This window comes from Chitinophaga sp. RAB17 (assembly GCF_052114225.1).
GTDB lineage: Bacteria > Bacteroidota > Bacteroidia > Chitinophagales > Chitinophagaceae > Chitinophaga.
Window position 1 is genome coordinate 205,069 of record NZ_JBFREI010000001.1, and the last position, 17,035, is coordinate 222,103.

11 protein-coding genes are annotated in these 17,035 nt (G+C 43.2%); 3 read left to right on the plus strand and 8 right to left on the minus strand.

Going from position 1 to position 17,035, the window contains the following annotated elements; translation table 11 throughout:
* Positions 1-46 precede the first annotated feature (46 nt).
* Positions 47-2,494, minus strand: a complete 2,448-nt coding sequence (locus AB4Z08_RS00795) for a TonB-dependent receptor domain-containing protein (RefSeq protein ID WP_441571855.1) — start codon at positions 2,492-2,494, stop codon at positions 47-49.
* Positions 2,495-2,713: 219 nt separating this feature from the next.
* Here AB4Z08_RS00795 and AB4Z08_RS00800 point away from each other — a divergent pair, with 219 nt between their 5' ends.
* Together AB4Z08_RS00800 and AB4Z08_RS00805 are read left to right on the plus strand one after the other, a co-directional pair.
* A complete protein-coding gene (locus AB4Z08_RS00800; RefSeq protein ID WP_441571856.1) occupies positions 2,714-3,748 on the plus strand; it encodes a sensor histidine kinase in 1,035 nt (344 codons plus the stop codon).
* Between the two features lies 1 nt (position 3,749).
* Positions 3,750-4,466 (plus strand): LytR/AlgR family response regulator transcription factor, encoded by a 717-nt coding sequence (locus AB4Z08_RS00805; RefSeq protein ID WP_441571857.1) that lies wholly within the window; start codon positions 3,750-3,752, stop codon positions 4,464-4,466.
* 4 nt (positions 4,467-4,470) lie between these two features.
* On the opposite strand, the gene AB4Z08_RS00810 is transcribed toward AB4Z08_RS00805, so the two are convergent.
* From AB4Z08_RS00810 to AB4Z08_RS00820, 3 genes are all read right to left on the minus strand, one after another.
* Positions 4,471-5,394, minus strand: coding sequence for a helix-turn-helix domain-containing protein (locus AB4Z08_RS00810; RefSeq protein WP_441571858.1), 924 nt, complete (start codon positions 5,392-5,394; stop codon positions 4,471-4,473).
* A gap of 12 nt (positions 5,395-5,406) precedes the next feature.
* On the minus strand, positions 5,407-6,306 hold the full coding sequence (locus AB4Z08_RS00815) for an NmrA family NAD(P)-binding protein (RefSeq protein WP_441571859.1): 900 nt from the start codon (positions 6,304-6,306) through the stop codon (positions 5,407-5,409).
* A 193-nt stretch (positions 6,307-6,499) separates the two neighbouring features.
* Positions 6,500-7,285 carry a glycerophosphodiester phosphodiesterase gene (locus AB4Z08_RS00820; RefSeq protein WP_441571860.1) on the minus strand — a complete coding sequence of 262 codons (786 nt, stop codon included), beginning with the start codon at positions 7,283-7,285 and terminating at the stop codon, positions 6,500-6,502.
* Between the two features lie 129 nt (positions 7,286-7,414).
* Here AB4Z08_RS00820 and AB4Z08_RS00825 point away from each other — a divergent pair, with 129 nt between their 5' ends.
* Entirely contained in the window at positions 7,415-7,792 is a 378-nt protein-coding gene (locus tag AB4Z08_RS00825) for a 5-carboxymethyl-2-hydroxymuconate Delta-isomerase (protein WP_441571861.1), read from the plus strand.
* 77 nt (positions 7,793-7,869) lie between these two features.
* Here the strand turns inward: AB4Z08_RS00825 and AB4Z08_RS00830 are convergent, their stop codons facing one another.
* From AB4Z08_RS00830 to AB4Z08_RS00845, 4 genes are all read right to left on the minus strand, one after another.
* Positions 7,870-11,073, minus strand: a complete 3,204-nt coding sequence (locus AB4Z08_RS00830) for a TonB-dependent receptor (protein WP_441571862.1) — start codon at positions 11,071-11,073, stop codon at positions 7,870-7,872.
* Between the two features lie 206 nt (positions 11,074-11,279).
* Positions 11,280-12,824, minus strand: a complete 1,545-nt coding sequence (locus AB4Z08_RS00835) for an N-6 DNA methylase (protein ID WP_441571863.1) — start codon at positions 12,822-12,824, stop codon at positions 11,280-11,282.
* A 10-nt stretch (positions 12,825-12,834) separates the two neighbouring features.
* The gene (locus AB4Z08_RS00840) at positions 12,835-14,082 is read right to left on the minus strand and encodes a restriction endonuclease subunit S (RefSeq protein WP_441571864.1); all 1,248 of its coding nucleotides are present in this window, start codon (positions 14,080-14,082) and stop codon (positions 12,835-12,837) included.
* Positions 14,083-14,142: 60 nt separating this feature from the next.
* Positions 14,143-16,923, minus strand: coding sequence for a type I restriction endonuclease subunit R (locus AB4Z08_RS00845; RefSeq protein ID WP_441571865.1), 2,781 nt, complete (start codon positions 16,921-16,923; stop codon positions 14,143-14,145).
* Positions 16,924-17,035: the final 112 nt, after the last annotated feature.

A 17,035-nucleotide genomic window follows, 5' to 3' on the forward strand; every position in this document is an offset into this window, starting at 1 on the left:
AGGCATCGTTTGCAAACGATGCCTTTTCTATTTTTTCAGCGGCTAATTATTTCGCTCTGTCTCTGCGCATCGGCTTTTCACTCACATTCATTTCTTTCTTCTCCTCTTCATTATCTGAACGTACTTTTCCAAACTTCCAGCCGATGGATATGGAGAAAGAACGGTTATAATACCACGATGCGGTATTACTGCTGAAGGAAGGTGCGATAGCAGTGCTACGCTGTATAAATGTATGCTGGAAAGGGTTATTCACACTTAATGCGATACTTACTTTCTTATTATAACATTCTTTAAGGGCTGAAAAGTGATAAGTATAATTTGCCGAAGTGCTACCCTGAAGCGTTACATATCCATTGCTGTAGTCACCGGAAAATTGAATGGTGAAATCTTTTGGCAGCTCATAGGAACTGTTTATGCTTACCGCATAAAGATTCGCTTCATTTCCCATATTAAGCACTTTGCTTTTATACCACACATGGTAAAATTCAGCATCTCCAGACAGCGTCCAATCATTATTTATCTGCAAGCTGGAATAGATGTTGGCTCCTAAGCGCTTATTAGCGGCGATGTTTTGCGGAGCCGTTCGCGATACTCCCAGGCTGTCCACCGTTCTCAGCGACTCAATAGCATTGCTGTTGGTCTGGAAATAGATACTTGAATTTACACTAAAGCCTGATGGCGCATTATAGTTATGTGCCAGTTCAAACATCCGGTTCACTTCTGGTTTTAACTCCGGGTTACCGGCGCTCAGGTTACGGGGATCACTCGCATTGACGTAGGGATTCAGGTCCCAGATAAACGGCCTGCGGATTCGTTCGGTAAAGCTCAGCTTCCAGTCGTGTACCTCATTGATTTTTTTGTTGATCATGATGCTGGTAACAACGTTATTAAACTCGCTTCTGAAAGAGGGCTGTGTACTTCTGAAGTCCCCACCCTGCCGGGTATTTTCATAGCGTGTACCTAATCTGAACGCCCAGTTTTTCGTGGTTTTAATACTGAGGTTCAGATAAGCGGCGGCGATATCCTGATAGTAAGACATTGCGTTGGCACGGGTAGGATCCTCCTCCAACTGTTCACTTCCCGGCGTATGCCGGTTGTTAAAGACAATGAAGCTACTGCTGGAACTATTTTTACTATAACGACCACCCATTTCCAGCAGGTTCCTGCCAGCATGATCCAGTGGCTGCACATAATCTGCCTGAAAACTAAAATCCCTGCTGTGCCCTGTATTGGGACTTTGTTCCCGAAAATAAGTTTTGCCGGCAAGACTGGACTGATCTGTCAGATAATTTGAATACTCACAGGACAGGCTATACTGGCTTATCAGCTGAAGTTCCTGCCCGGGATGTTTAAATTTTTTCTGATAATTCAATGAAAATTCGGTGAAGTTGATTTTCGTGTTCTGACGGCTGATCTGGTTATACTCACTGACGCCCTGCTTATCCCTGTATGAATTATACCCATCACTTGCGGCAGGCCATTTAGCTTTCCAATGGGATATACTGACGCCCATTTTCTGCGAGGAATCCAAACGATATTCTATCGCCAGTTCTCCAAAACCACCCCTGTCTTTTTGTGTTTCATCATTTCTCTGGAACAGGCTTCCAATGGGCACACCATCTGCCAATCCTACTCTATTCAACTCGGAAACAGTACGTGATTTTTCCAGGCTTCCCTCCAGGTTAAGGTTAATACTAAATTTACCCCTGTTCATATTCAGATTACCGTTAACAGATTGCTCCAGATTTCCGGCACTTAAATCGATGCTTCCACCAGTACCTTTCATTTTCTTCTTAGTGGTAATATTAATCACGCCCGCGGCTCCCTCGGCCTCATATTTTGCGGAAGGTGAAGTGATCACCTCAACAGACTCAATGGAGCTGGCGGGTATCATCTTTAGTGCCTCTTTCAGGTTCCTTGCAAGTATCCCCGAAGGAACACCATTTAACAATACCTTGATATTTCCATTCCCTCTCAGCTTTACTTCACCATCAGCGCCGATGGTGATCATGGGCGCTTTACGCAGTACATCGGCAGCAGAACCGGATTTGTTACTGATATCCAATGCAGCATTATAAATCAGCTTATCTCCCCTGCTCTGTATCAGCGGCTTCTTTCCATTTACTATTATCTCATTAAGTACACCTGTTTTCGCCACTAAACCAATAAGGCCCAAATTTACAGGACCTGCAGCCGGAGAAATTTTTGAAGACCAGGCATGATATCCCATGTAGGAAATGTGCAGCATGAGGTCGGTGCTTTCGGGTACTTTCAATAAGAAACTACCGTTCGTACCAGTTAAGACGGATTGTACCGCCCTGTTATCCGTTTTTGTGACCACCACCGTAGCAAGTTCTATGGGTGCTCTTGTTGACGAGTCTATCAATATCCCCCTGATGATGATTGTTTTCAGATCAGTCTGGCCATAGGTGTTGTTTACAATCAGCAGCAGTATAGGTAGGAATATGATCCGAAAGATTTTAAATATTGACATTTCAGCTAATAAATTGGATGAATAAACAATCCGCAAATAAAGGCCGGCAGGACGTCGTATTAAAATTTAGATGAGCATCTGCTATGATTAAATGATCAAACGCGTTGGTCCATCGTATTCATTCCAAATGGGCAAATCGGGTGATGAACATCGTTCGTCATTAATTCTTGCCCACCGTATAGAAAAGTCGTTTCTTTAATGGCCTTAAATGAAATAGTGATGAACATCATTGAAAAAGACAGGTGGTACCATAAGAATACTTTCATCGAAATGGTATTTTTCCTATCCATGTATGTATTAACCATGTTGCATGAAATGATGCGGATAGATACCTTGCTTGCTTTTAGCCAGGGGCTGGTCTTTTTCCTGATCCTCTATGCCCAGGCACAATTTCATCGCTTTTTTATATTCCCGTTGTTCCTGGAAAAAAAGTATCTGCGGTATGCGCTGCTAAGTATACTTTCCACACTACTGGGCGCCATCATCCTGTTTTTACCCGATTATTACTGGATAGACCCTGAATACTATCAGAATGGTGATAACCTTCTGGCGATCATTGACAATTTTGCGTTGTGTATTATCAGTACTATGACTATCATGTCTTTTTTCCTGATCCGTCAGTATTCTATGGAATTGAAAAAGAGGAATGATGCGCAGTTGCTGCTTAGTGAGGTGAATATTAAGTTCCTTCATGCGCAGATGAATCCTCACTTTTTTTTCAACACCTTCAATAATTTGTATGGGGTGAGTCTTACTGAGCCCCAACGCGTTCCGGAGCTGATTCTTAAGTTATCTAACCTGATGCGTTATCAGCTGGAAAACGGAAAGAAAACCAATGTCAGCATATGTGAGGAAATCAATTTTATTGACAATTATATCATCATGGAAAAAGAGCGGATTGRCAAACGATGCGAGATATCTTTTCATGTCCCTACCCTACCTGAATCCATGTGTTTGTACCAGATTGCGCCAATGATTCTTATCACGTTGGTTGAAAACGCTTTTAAGCATAGTCTTACGATCGCAAACAAATGGTTTGTGCGTATTAATATAGAAGTGGTTAACACTACTTTAAAGATGCATATTGTAAATTCCATCGCGGATGAATCGCTTAAAAGCTACTCATCGGGTATTGGCTTGCAGAATATCATTGAGCGAATGGAATTGCTGTATAAAGGAAGATATCATTTTGAAACTGCTTCCACACCACAGGAATATCAAACCACCCTCACCCTGAAATTAAACACTTACTGAGATGACCAAACCATTAAACTGTATCGTCATAGATGATGAGGAGGGCGCACACCTGGTATTGGGGCATTATCTGAAATCCTTTAGCAGTTTACATCTTAGCGCCTCCTTCTATAATGCGATTGAGGCGATGGAATATATCCATGAAAAACCCGTTGACCTGGTGTTCCTTGATATCAATATGCCCGGTGTATCCGGCATGGACATGCTGGAAGCGATGTCTGACCCACCGCTGGTGGTACTTACCACTGCTTACAGCGAATATGCCCTGCAGAGTTACAAATACCAGGTAGTAGATTACCTGGTTAAGCCATTTGATCTGCCACAGTTCACGGCGGCTATCCACAAAGTATTTAAGCGCTACAGACCAGCTTCTCCTGTACGGCAGGAAACACCTGTGGAAAATCTTCCGGCTCCGTTTCTAATGCTGAAAGTGGATGGAGAGGTGATCAAAGTGCAGATGAGCAGCATTACACATGTACAAAGCTGGGGCAATTATGTAAAAGTTCATACCCCTGACCAGGTTTATTTAAGTCCGGTTACCACTACTGAAATTGAACAAAAGCTGGAAAAGATAGGATTTAAACGTATTCATAAATCATATATCGTTGCCTTGAACCACATTCAAAAAGTTACCTATGGGGAACTACACCTGGGCAACGGCATCATCTTACCGATTGGCAATACTTATCGCAGGGATTTGATGGAATATTTCCGGTAGCGGATCAGTTAAAACTATTTCTAAATTCCAAAGGAGAGAGGCTGGTCTTCATTTTAAATAGTTTGCTGAAAGACTGTGAATGTTCAAAGCCTAATTCATAAGCGATTTCACTTACAGACAAGTCCGTTGTTGATAACTTCTCCTTTGCTTTTTCAATCAGTTTTTCATGTATATGTTGCTGGGTACTCTGACCTGTTAAGGTTTTAAGCAATCCGCTTAAATAACCGGGAGATACATTCAATGTTTCGGCGACATAGGTAACCGTAGGCAATCCTTTTTTAATTAAATCGTCGCTGTTAAACCAGGCTGTCAGTATATCTTCCAACCGATCCAGTATTTTATGGTTGCTTATTTTCCTGGTCAAAAACTGGCGATGATAAAATCGTTCTGCGTAAGTAAGCAATACTTCCAGTTGTGCAATAATAAGGTCCTGGCTAAATTTGTCGATGTTAGCCCGATACTCCTGTTCGATATTTTGCAGGATGCCTACCAGCGTTGCTTCTTCTTTTTCGGAAAGAAATAAGGCTTCATGCACGGAATAATCAAAGTATTCATATTCCTTTATTTTCTTCGCTAAAGGGGTATTCCAGAGGAAGTCGGGATGGATGTATAGTATCCATCCCGAATGTTTCAGTTCTTCTTCTACTTTGTTGATTTCAATGCTAAACACCTGGCCAGGTGCTACAAAGGTCATAATGCCTTCATCAAAATCATAGGCCTGCTGTCCGTACTTCATTTTTCCATTGAAATTTCTTTTCAATGCAATGCAGTAAAAATCCAATAGCAGATTGAATGGTTCATTGTGATTCAACTGTTTGATTGACTCCACGTTGATCACACTGATCAATGGATGTTCCGGCTTAGGGAGCCCCCTGAAGTCGTGAAATTCGCTGATCGTTTTAAACCGGTGTGGTGCAGTGCTGGCCATATCGCAAATTTATCACTTTTGATTAAAGGCTGCCGCAAATTCCTTTGCAAAATCCGTCATCTTTACCTTACCCATCACCGCAGGTTTGTTGCGGTTATAATCTTCTGCCAACAAGCCGCTATGAATACTTCCGTACATTTCAACCAAACCCGCCGCAATACGTGGTTGCATGCCTATCGCTTCCAAACCACTTTTCGTTTCTTCATCGGAAATCACTACCCATTTTAAATCCGGCTTCCCGATCGCTGCGCCCAAGATGGCGGCTACTTCGTTTCCTGAGAGGTCTTCACTGGCCACATAGCGTACCTTTCTACCGGTAAATGGTGTTTCGAGTTCCTCCGCTACGGCAGCCGCAATATCTATCGGAGAAACCCATGGCACTTTATTGTCTCCACCATAGTTCGCCGAGATAACGCCTGTTTTTTTTATCATATCTACATAGCCGTACAGATTATAGTAGAAAGAGGTAGGGCGCATATGCGTAATGGCGACTTCCGGCGACAATCCGTTAAGGATATGCTCTACATCATGCGCACCGATCAATATCCCTGATTTCTTCTCTAAATGAGCGCCTATGGTGCTAAGATTAACGACTCTTTTTACACCTGATGTTTCAATGGCCCTGGCATAGTTATGGCCAAGTCCCTGATAATACGACACCAGGTCAAAGCTATGATCGAAGTAACTGACTGGCGGAACCATACTATACACCGCGTCTGCCCCTGTAAAAGTAGTGGTAAGGAAATCAACGTCTTCCAGTGAACCAATGGCGGCAGTTGCTCCTAATGATTCAATTTCTTTTTGCTTTTCGGCCTTGCTGCTGATAACCGTAATTGCATGTCCTTTTTGTGCTAACGCTGCAGTGAGCGGTTTGCTGATATGTCCTAATGAACCTGTTACTATAATTTTCATTTTCGTGTTTGTTTATGTTGCAAAGTTCTGCCGCAAAAAACAAACAGGTGTAGCCGGATCTGCGCTTGTTGTAGTCGAATATGAGGTTTATTCAATCATAAAGGCATTCTTACACTTTCACATATATTCTCTTTTTATTCATCCAAAAAACGATGCACCACATCAGCAACTATACAAAATGGGTATCTAAAAACTACTGGTGGCTTCTAAAAAATGGTTCAAACATGCTATCTATCTGGAACCAGGTTAGCCCTGCGTCCTTCAGACGTGTAGCCTGCTCCGCGCCCAGCTTCCTACCATCCGCCTTCTCAAACGCCCAGGCATTGACAACGCCTATGGCTAAAATGTTATTGTCTTTTGCCCATGCAGCATCAGCGGCTGAGATATCTCCTGAAAAAAGGTAATAATTAGCAGCAGCATAACCTGGTTGCTTCATATTTGCCTCCAGCTGTTGCCGGGTGCAACTCAACTTAATTTTCCCGGTAAAAAAAGAAGTGGACTCGTCTGTTCCTATCATCAGTGCATGATCATAGAGATCGTACTTTTTAAGCAGCAATATCATCTTATCAAAAGCATCAGGGTTATATCCTGGAATTTTGAGATCAATCATGATCTGCAAATGGCCCTGGGCCTGTTTCAGCACTTCCTCCAACGGCATGATACGATACCCGCTTTTATTCTTTAAAGCTAATAACTCTTTCCAGGTAAGTGCCGACAAGGGTTTGTCTATTCCAAAAGTTCGTTTAAGACTGGCATCATGATGTGTCACCAGGATACCATCGCTGGTCAGCCGTACATCAATCTCTATCATATCATATCCACGCCTGATAGCCTCCTGTAGCGCCTCCATACTGTTTTCCCCACGCAGACTGTCTACTACACCGCCACGATGTGCGATCAGTTTATATCCCTGACTGTACCCTGAAAAGCTCAGCAAGAGCATCGTAAACAAAAATATAGCTCCTTTAAAATTCATCATGTTGTTTGTAATTTACCCGGTAGATAACCAGATAAAAATAAGATCTTTAAAGTTTAAGGTTCATTATCAATTTGTAATTTTTTGTTATAAAACGTATCTCTTCTTCTCCTTCATTAAAAAATAAAACATATGCCTCATTTTGTAATAGAATTTTCAAAAAACCTTTTAGAACAACAGCCGGCGGATGTAATCATGGATACTGTTTATGATGCGGCCGTATCTACCGGATTATTTGCGGTGAATGATGTGAAGGTGCGGATTAACTGTTATGAACATTATAAATTAGGAGAAGGAAAGCATAGTTTCCTGCACATTTTCGCGAGCATTATGGGAGGCCGGAGCACGGAACAAAAAGCAGCTCTTTCCAAAGTAGTTATCCAAAAATTAGCGCCGCTATTCACAGATATTTCTTTCCTGTCGATGAACGTCAGTGAATTTGACCCTGCTACGTATTGCAACAAATCATTGATCCATCCCCTCAATACGGATGGTAACCGGCATTTCTAAAAAGATTTTACCTTAAAAAAATAGCCCGCAAGGTTAACACACCTGCGGGCTGAATGATAGTATTGCTGTTTGTACGGCTAGAATATGAAACGCAAGCCCAGCTGTGTTTGCCAGCGGCTTAACAAGTCCGGGCTGGCAATAAAGGTTTCTTTCTGAGAAGGATCGAACTGGTAAGTGGGTACTCCATTTGCAACATTTGTCACAGAAATCGGCTGAAAATATCCTGAGTTGGAGGCATATTTCCGGACGCCCCATTTACTGTTGATCAGGTTACCGAGGTTAACTACATCCAGACTGATTTGCACCGTCCGGATTTTTTCTCCGCTTTTAAAATAGAAGTCCTGTAGTACCCGCATATCCACCTGGCTGAACCAGGGGCTTACCCCCGCATATTTTTCTGTATACATTCCTCTCCTGCCCCGGAGGTAATGGTCTTGTTCGATGAATGATTTGTAGGCTGCTTTCTGCGCTGCTGCATTCTGCACCACGCCATTTACGTCTGTAAGAGGCGCAAATTGCATCTTGTCGATCTCGCTGTTTTTAGGCACATACAACAGATCGTTGCTGCTGGTGCCGTCATTGTTCATATCTCCTCCGTATACATAGGCAAAGCGGTTACCGCTGCTCCAGTTACCGAAAAGGGATATGGTGGTTCCATATTTGCCTTTTCCATAGTTGAATTTCTTGCTGGCGGCCACTACGAAGCGATGGGTATTCCCATAGAGGGAAGGTGTATTTCTTGCTTCGTTGGCATTGTTGAGAATGGGATTCCTGTCAAAGGCATCGCCGCTGATCTCTGCTGAAATGGAGCTTGCATCGCGTGATACCAGGTAATTATAGGCACCGTATAAGAACAGGTTATTGGCAAAGGTTTTTTGCACGGTGAAGCTGGTATTGAACTGGTCTCCTGTTTTCGTATTGGTGAAAACATATGCATTGACAGCACCCTTGTCGGTGTCTTTGTATACACTCCGGGTATCACCGATACCGCTGTTCAGCGATCCGGTAGGTGTGCCCAGTTTGTAGTTTCTTACCATCATGGCGTTCACATCTTTCGAGTAGGCTACATCAACGCTGAAAATGGTTCCCCTTCCGGCCCTGATATCGGCACCGACATTGGTACGCCATATCTGTGGCCATTTGAAATCGCGGTCAGTAGCGCAATAAAATCCGGAAGTGGGATTGCCGATCTGGTTACCTATCCATACAAATGGGAAACGACCGGTAAAAAGTCCGGAACCACCTCTGAGCTGTAAGCTTTTATCTGCCTTTACGTCCCAGTTGAACCCGATCCTCGGGGAGAACAAAGGCTTGGAAGAAGGCAGCCGGGTATTATCCAGTTGTTTGCCTTGTCCGTTTTTAACCGGTTCGCCGTGTTCATCAAAGAGTACCAGGTCATCATTATTTGGGATGGTAGGAGAAGTCTTTTTTCCATCAGGTGACTGGAAGGAAGAATTCATATACAGCGGAATATCCATCCGGAGGCCGAAGGTTACGCGAAGGTTATCGGTGGCTTTCCATTCATCCTGCAGGTAAGTAGATAGCTGTGCCACGGTGATATAGTACCAGTTCCATTTATCAGCAGCACCTGCCGCTCTGGCTGCCGTCACATCAACATCCAGCGGGTATGCACCGAAAACATATTTGCCGCTCACCGGGACGCTGTCTTTGAACACCTGAATATCTGCATCACTGAAGAGGGTAGCGCCGTAGCCCGTCAGGTTAAACGAGTTCCCGAATTTGAACGACTCATAAGATCCTCCCACAGTAATAGTATGTTTGGGAAGGATAATGTTGAAGTTGTCCGTTACCTGGAAAGCATCCTGGTTCAGCCGGTTGTTAATGGAAAATGGTTCGTGCCCTGCCACAATGTACATAGTACCATACTTGGTGATATTCAGTACCGGGAAAGGCGCTGAGAAGGGTGTTCTTTTATCCTTGAAAGTGGTGTACACTGCTCTAAGCTTGTTGGCATAACGGTTGCCGAAACTGGATTTCAACTCCGCGCCGAAAGACTGCAGCTTATTTTCGATCTCATACCCGGAATTCCTAAATTGCAAAGTTTGGTAATCGGGGCCACGATCGCGGATAGCATTGGGATGGGCAGGTTTTTCTTTTGTTGCCTGCAAGCCATTGTAGGTAAATGACAGGCTGTGATTTTCATTGATCACCCAGTCAAGTTTTGCCAGCCATTTGTAATTCTTTTGTTTCAAATTAAAACCCTGGTAAGGACCGGTTTCATAGCCGAACTTGCTCCGCAGGATATTACTTACATCTTCCAGGTCTGATTGCAATACGCGGGAAGTATTATTGTTGTCGCCGTTAGTGGCCGTACGTGCTACATAACTGCTGGCCGCATCTTCCCTTTGTTCTGTTTCAAAATTGGCGAAATAGAAAAGTTTGTTTTTGACGATGGCTCCCCCTACCGCAAAGCCAGCCTGAAGCTGGGTCAGATCAGGCACAGCGATTTTGTTACCATCTACTTTTTTACCGGTCATGCCCTGATTGCGATAAAAACCATAAACGGTACCACCAAATGTATTGGTACCTGACTTGGTAACGGTATTAACACCGGCGCCGGTAAATCCCGCCTGCGTGACATCATAAGGTGCCAGGTTCACCTGTATCTGATCGATAGCATCCAGGGAAATAGGCTGTGCACCCGTTTGTCCGCCAGGTGTAGGCGCATCCAGTCCGAATGGGTTATTGAATACGGCACCATCGAGTGAATAGTTGTTGTATTGCCCGTTACGTCCGGCGAAGGAAGTCCCGTTGATGGTAGACGAAGCGGAGGGTGTCAGCCTGGTGAAATCATCCGCGGAGCGGGAAATAGTCGGCAACTGCCGTAACTGGCGTGAACTGATATTGGAAGAAGCACCCGTGCGCTGGTTGTCGAAAATTTTCGACTGCCCGGTAACAGTGATCCCCGACAAACTACCTGTGCTGACGTCCAGCTGTATGTCTACCGCCCGGTTCTGTCCCAGCTCGAGGAAAATATTATCCTCTGACTTCTCCGCATACCCCACGAAAGTCACCGACACCTTGTAAGGGCCTCCAACGCGAAGATTAGGCACCTGGAACGAACCATTGTTTTGGGTAATAATAATTTTAGTGATACCGGCTTCCCTAAATTCGATTTTTACGGTGGCTCCGGCGAGTGGCTTGCCTTCCCTGCTTTGGATAGTACCGCTCAGCGTGGCAGTGGTCACCTGGGCGTTAGCAAATACACTTGTGAGCAGGCAGAATAAGGTCAGGCATCCAATAAGGACTGGATTTCTCATAGCAGCAGTTGATTTTGGTTGGCTATGAATATATCATTTTTTTTGTTGGTTTTGGGGAGAAATTTTGGGCAAGAGTAGTTGTGGGGAGGATGGAGGGGGGATTTTGCAGGTTGTTCCTTGTCCTGATCATTTTTAGTAATGAGAAACGGGGCTAAACCCAAAGGTTCAACCCCGTTTATTATTACCAGTGCTTTTCTGTTTTCTAATTATTTTTTTACAGCATTTAAACTCGCGATAATTGCTCTAAAACTCTCCAGACCTGCTTCCAGGTTCTCAATGATATCTTCTGCCAATTCATCCGGATCTGGTAAATTGTCCAAGTCCGCCAGGGACTTATCTTTTAACCATGTGATATCCAGGCTGGTTTTATCTCTGGCTATAATTTCTTCATAAGAAAACTTACGCCATCTACCCTCTGGATTGGATTCACTAAAGGTTTCCTTTCTCTTATGCCGGTTTTGAGGATTATAGCAAGTGATAAAATCTCTCAGGTCTTCTAGCTTCAGCGGATTCTTTTTTAACGTATGGTGGACATTGGTTCTGTAATCATACACCCATACTTCTTTTGTGTGTGCTTCCCTGCTGGCAGCTTTACCATCAAAGAACAACACATTGGCTTTTACACCATTGGCATAAAAAATACCTGTCGGTAAGCGTAGGATAGTATGCAGCTCAGTCGTTTCCAATAATCTTTTTCTGACGGTCTCTCCGGCGCCGCCTTCAAACAACACATTATCCGGCAATACGACAGCAGCGAGGCCTGTTGTTTTCAGCATGGATTTAATATGCTGTACAAAGTTCAATTGCTTATTGCTGGTAGTTACCCAGAAGTCCTGGCGATTGTAAGTAAGATCTTCTTTTTCCTGTTCGCCGTCCTCATTGGTAAATGTCATACTGCTTTTCTTCCCGAAAGGAGGATTGGCTAGAATATAATCATAGCGGGTTTCCGATGCGGCAATCAATGAATCATTTGGAGAAATCATTATTTGTTCGCTATCAATGTCGCCTATGTTGTGCAGGAACAGGTTCATTAAGGCTAACCGCCTGGTGCTTGCCACAATTTCATTTCCGAAGAAAGTTTTATACTTCAGGAATTGTTTCTGCCCTTTATCTAATGACAAATTATCCGTCATCCAGTCGTATGCTGCCAGGAAAAACCCTCCTGTTCCGCAAGCCGGATCCGCGATGGTTTTCATTGGTTCCGGGCGAAGACATTCTACCATAGCTTTAATCAACGGCCTCGGGGTGAAATATTGTCCTGCGCCACTCTTTGTATCTTCTGCGTTTTTTTCCAGCAGGCCTTCGTAAATATCACCTTTATCCTTCACTCCCATCAATACCCATTGCTCTGCGTTTATCAGCGCAATAAGCTTGTAGAGTTTTGCAGGATCAGTTATTTTATTCTGGCTTTTGGTGAAGATTTGCCCAAGGATACCTTTTTCTTTTGCCAGTTCACGCAATAGATGATTATAGTGAACTTCCAGGTCATCGCCGGTTTTGTTGGTTAATGTTTTCCAATTGTATTTGGCCGGGATAGGCATTGCCCGGTTATGAGGAGGCTGGGTGTATTCATCTGCCATTTTCAGAAATAGCAGGTAGGTTAGTTGCTCCAGGTAGTCGCCATAGCCTACGCCATCATCACGAAGGGTATTGCAGAACGCCCATACTTTACTTACGATGCTGGAAGTATTGACGGACTTGTTCTCTATTACTATATTATTTTCTTGTATTGTTGCTGTTTTTTTTGCCATGAATTTCTCGTTAAACTAATTTTCCTTCGAATGCTTTTTTGAGAATGGATTGTTTTAATGATTCTGCCTGTTGCAGGCTTTTAGCAATGGTTTCTTCGAGTTTGTCAGCGATGCTGAGACGGGACTCGATGGCCTGGACCACCTTATGTTGGTCATCGACTGAAGGATAAACCATTGATGTTTCTGTTACCGCCTTCATTCCGACATTCCCTTGTCCAACATTTCCAGTTTCATTTAAAAAAAACTGATCTCTAAAAACGAGCGTCCACGAGAAATAAAGGAAGAATTTTGGCAAAATAGTTTTGCCAAATCTCAAAGCGGCTACTCTTTGATTCAATAGAAGATTATCTTTATGAATCAAAGTGGTAAATCCATAGTCTCTTTTTTTTCTGGTCCCTGTTAATGTGATAACAACATCGTTTATCTTAAGCAAAGTGCGATTTAAAACATTTTTGTCAACATCATTCACAAAAACAGGATTCTCTTGGTAGCGTACAACTCCCTGTTTTACGTTTCCCATTCGTATTACCTGGTATCTGCCGGTAGTCTCAAATTCCGTGCTTTTAAATGCGTAGCCGCCAAAGGTCTCTGCCACATCTTTAATTTGAATATGGCCCCACCCTTCAGGCAATTTGCCGGCCTTCACATTATCATTTGTCAACCTTCCTTCAAACGCCCATTTCAAAACACTTTGCCGATAAGTTGTTAGTTGCTGCTGAGCGATACGTAGGTTTTCAACACCTTTATCCAACTCACTGAAGAGTTCTTCAATTTTGGAGACGATAGCTTGCTGAATGGGTTTGGGAGGAAGTAACAAATCATAGTTCCAAAGAATATTCGGATCAACATGTGGAATACCAACACCCTTTGCTTTTGTATTTAAATCAAGAAATTTTGATTGAAGAAAATAGAATGCATAATTATTCTCTATCTCTTTAAAATTCAACTTTACCAATGTACTACCTACTGCACCTTTAACTCCCTTCCCGACATAACCAGATCGAGAGCCATCCCAAACCATAAGAAAATCTTTATCGTCACACAAAATACACCCCATACCATCAGTATATTCCTCAATAATATTTTTCTCAAATGCCTTTATGTTTACATATGGTATTGAGTTCTGACTCGTCTTTTCACTGGAAAGGGATTTAGGCTTCTTTCCTTTTACAGAAGTTACATATTCTCCAACTTTAACCGAAATCCAACCTTCGGGTAATTCTCCAATATTTTCACCCTTATACATTCTCAATTTCATAAATACTATTTAATCAATAGTGCATTACACAAAAAGTCTAGCTATTACATCAAAAATTCGCTACGCCGCCAACACCTCATTCAACTCCCCAATAATCTCATCCGTCTTCTCCCCGAACAACTGCCACATCTTCCCCAGTCCACCATTCTTATTAAACGGATCCAGTTCAAAATCCTCTTTATCCAGGTGAAAGCTGGCGGCCACATAATCCTTTATCATACGTAACCACTTCATTTGTTCTTCAGTAAACTTGGTAGTGGTACCTGCCTGTTTCTGAAACACCCAGGTCTGGAAGTTTTTATCTACCACTTTATCGTAACCGGTAAGAGAAGTATCAACACCACTTACTTTTCGGATCAGGCTCACCAGCGCCATTAACTCATTTTTCGGCTCTCCGTTGGCTTGCTTTAACTGCTCAAATGCGCGCCATACATGGAGGGGAGCTAATAAGGGCTGCTCGACGGTCAGTTTCTCGCTAAGATCTTTAATCATTTGATAGGTCAGTTCCCTTCGGCGATAAGGCTGATCATAAAAAATTTCCAAAGCTGTAATCTCCTCCTTATGTGCCTCTATCCAGGAGGTAAAATTACTAATCGTTAATTCCGCTGCCTTATCCTGGTCTTTTACCCACCCTATTTGTGTGACCTCATCCTGGTTAATATGATCGATCACCTGATCATATTTCTTACGAACATCCACAATATAATTCCGAAGATCAGGATTATTAAAGATGGCCACCGCTTCCTCAATAGCCTGCTGTTTCGCTTCTTCAATGGCGGCATCAATCTTTGCAGGGGCGGCTCCCAACAGCTTTTCGTTTGTACGTTCCTCAATACTGCAGATCATATCCGGATCATAAGCATTCAACAACTTCCTTACCACCTGGTTAATCGTCTGGCCATTTGCCTGGGCCGCGAAGGTAGCTTTTTCTTTATCATTAATCTGCTTTTCCAACCTGAGCAGGCGGTTAGCAAGCGTTGTCAGCATATCTTCACTGGTGTTACCCATCGCAATATTTTGCAACACGTCTTTTAAACTCACACCCGGGCTTTTTTCCAGGGGGCGGCTATCCGTTTTCTGTGAGAGCTCCACACCAATGGCATCAATGATCACGAAATGATCCTTGGTATATCTGGCAGAAGGAGTACCAGTGGCTTTCAGCTGCTCCAAAGAACAGGTACGGGTACCACGGCCTTTCATTTGCTCGTAATAACTCCGGCTTTTAACATCCCTCATAAATACCAATACTTCCAACGGGCGGATATCAGTACCGGTGGCAATCATATCTACAGTAACGGCAATACGTGGATCGTAACCATTGCGGAACTGAGCAAGCACATCTTTCGGATCCTCCTCGCTGCGGTAAGTTATTTTCTTACAGAATTTATTCCCTTCTGCAAATTCCTCCCGCACAATTTCAATGATATCTTCTGCGTGAGAGTCTGACTTAGCGAAGATCAATGTCTTCGGTACTTCAAATTTATTCTCTTTATCGTATCTGTCTGGAAATATGGTAGGCAGGCTCTCCTTCATTGCACGAACAATAGTCCGGATAGTGCTGGGGTTCACAATATCCCGATCCAATTGCTTGCCACTATATTCAATATCTTCATCCACTGCTTCCCAGAATTTCTTCCGAGTCAATCGTTCCCGTTTATCTACACTTTCACCTATCTCGATCTTGCTGCCTTGTTTCGTGATTTTTGTCTGTATGGTAAATACATTATAAGGTACCAACACACCATCTATTACCGCCCTTTCATACCCATAATCGCTCACCAGGTTTTGTTTGAAGTAGCCGAATGTCCTGTTATCCGGCGTGGCTGTTAACCCTACCTGGAACACATCAAAGTAATCAAGTACCTGTTTCCAAAGATTATAAATACTGCGATGGCACTCGTCAATAACGATGAAGTCAAAAAATTCGGGGGGTATTTTCTCACTGTAAACAACTGGTAATGGCTCTTTGGGCTGAAACCTTTCATTGGGATTCTGTTCTTCCGCATTTTCATCCAGTTCTGTACCTTTCAGAATGGAGTACATCCGTTGAATGGTACTAATATACACCTGGTTATCCGAAGGGATAAAGCTACTTCTCAACCTGGTTAACCCATATAGCTCCGTAAACTTCCGGTTATCATCATTGGGTACATAGGACATAAATTCCTGCTCTGCCTGTTCACCAAGGTTTTTTGTATCAACAAGGAACAAGATACGTTTAGCCTTGGCATACTTCAACAAGCGGTAAACAAAGGTGATCGCCGTGAACGTCTTCCCTGAGCCGGTAGCCATTTGTATCAGGGCTTTAGGGCGAGCATCTTTGAAAGATTTTTCCAGGTTATTGATAGCTGTGATCTGGCAATCCCGCAATCCATCGGTCAGTAATACGGGTAGATCATGCAAGCGGGTTCTTAAGGATTTATCCATCCTGAGCCATTCTGCAAAAGTTTCCGGTCGATGGAAACTAAACACAGATCTTGAGCGGGGTTTTAGGTCACGGTGGTCGGTAAACTTGGTTACCTCGCCGGTGCTTTCGTATACAAAGGGAAGAGGATCATTTTGACAGTACTTTAATTTCGCTTTGGCGTAGCCCTCACTCTGATCTTCATGTATTGACATATGCACGCCTTCTTCAGCCCGTTTGGCTTCAATGATACCAACCGGCTTCTTGTTCACAAAAAGTACATAGTCCGCAGGACCAACATCAGTTTGATATTCACGAACGGCAATGCCTATGCCTTCACTCAGATTGATGCGTGATTTATTTTGAATGACCCATCCACTCCTAACCAGTTCAGAATCAATTCGTTCTCGGGCTAATTGTTCAGGGTTCAGGTTCAATTTGGGAAAAGTTAATCTACAAAATAAAGAAAATTCTCCAAATGAAAATACAAGAGCCAATAAACTGGCCTACTCGTAAAGGGAAAACAGGTATAAGGAACAACGTAAAAAA

Excerpts from the sequence above, each read along its gene's own strand:
- AB4Z08_RS00835 (WP_441571863.1), bottom strand. The coding sequence starts at position 12,824 with ATGGCAAAAAAAACAGCAACAATACAAGAAAATAATATAGTAATAGAG.
- AB4Z08_RS00815 (WP_441571859.1), bottom strand. The coding sequence starts at position 6,306 with ATGAAAATTATAGTAACAGGTTCATTAGGACATATCAGCAAACCGCTC.
- AB4Z08_RS00805 (WP_441571857.1), top strand. The coding sequence starts at position 3,750 with ATGACCAAACCATTAAACTGTATCGTCATAGATGATGAGGAGGGCGCA.
- AB4Z08_RS00825 (WP_441571861.1), top strand. The coding sequence starts at position 7,415 with ATGCCTCATTTTGTAATAGAATTTTCAAAAAACCTTTTAGAACAACAG.
- AB4Z08_RS00795 (WP_441571855.1), bottom strand. The coding sequence starts at position 2,494 with ATGTCAATATTTAAAATCTTTCGGATCATATTCCTACCTATACTGCTG.
- AB4Z08_RS00810 (WP_441571858.1), bottom strand. The coding sequence starts at position 5,394 with ATGGCCAGCACTGCACCACACCGGTTTAAAACGATCAGCGAATTTCAC.
- AB4Z08_RS00830 (WP_441571862.1), bottom strand. The coding sequence starts at position 11,073 with ATGAGAAATCCAGTCCTTATTGGATGCCTGACCTTATTCTGCCTGCTC.
- AB4Z08_RS00820 (WP_441571860.1), bottom strand. The coding sequence starts at position 7,285 with ATGATGAATTTTAAAGGAGCTATATTTTTGTTTACGATGCTCTTGCTG.
- AB4Z08_RS00840 (WP_441571864.1), bottom strand. The coding sequence starts at position 14,082 with ATGAAATTGAGAATGTATAAGGGTGAAAATATTGGAGAATTACCCGAA.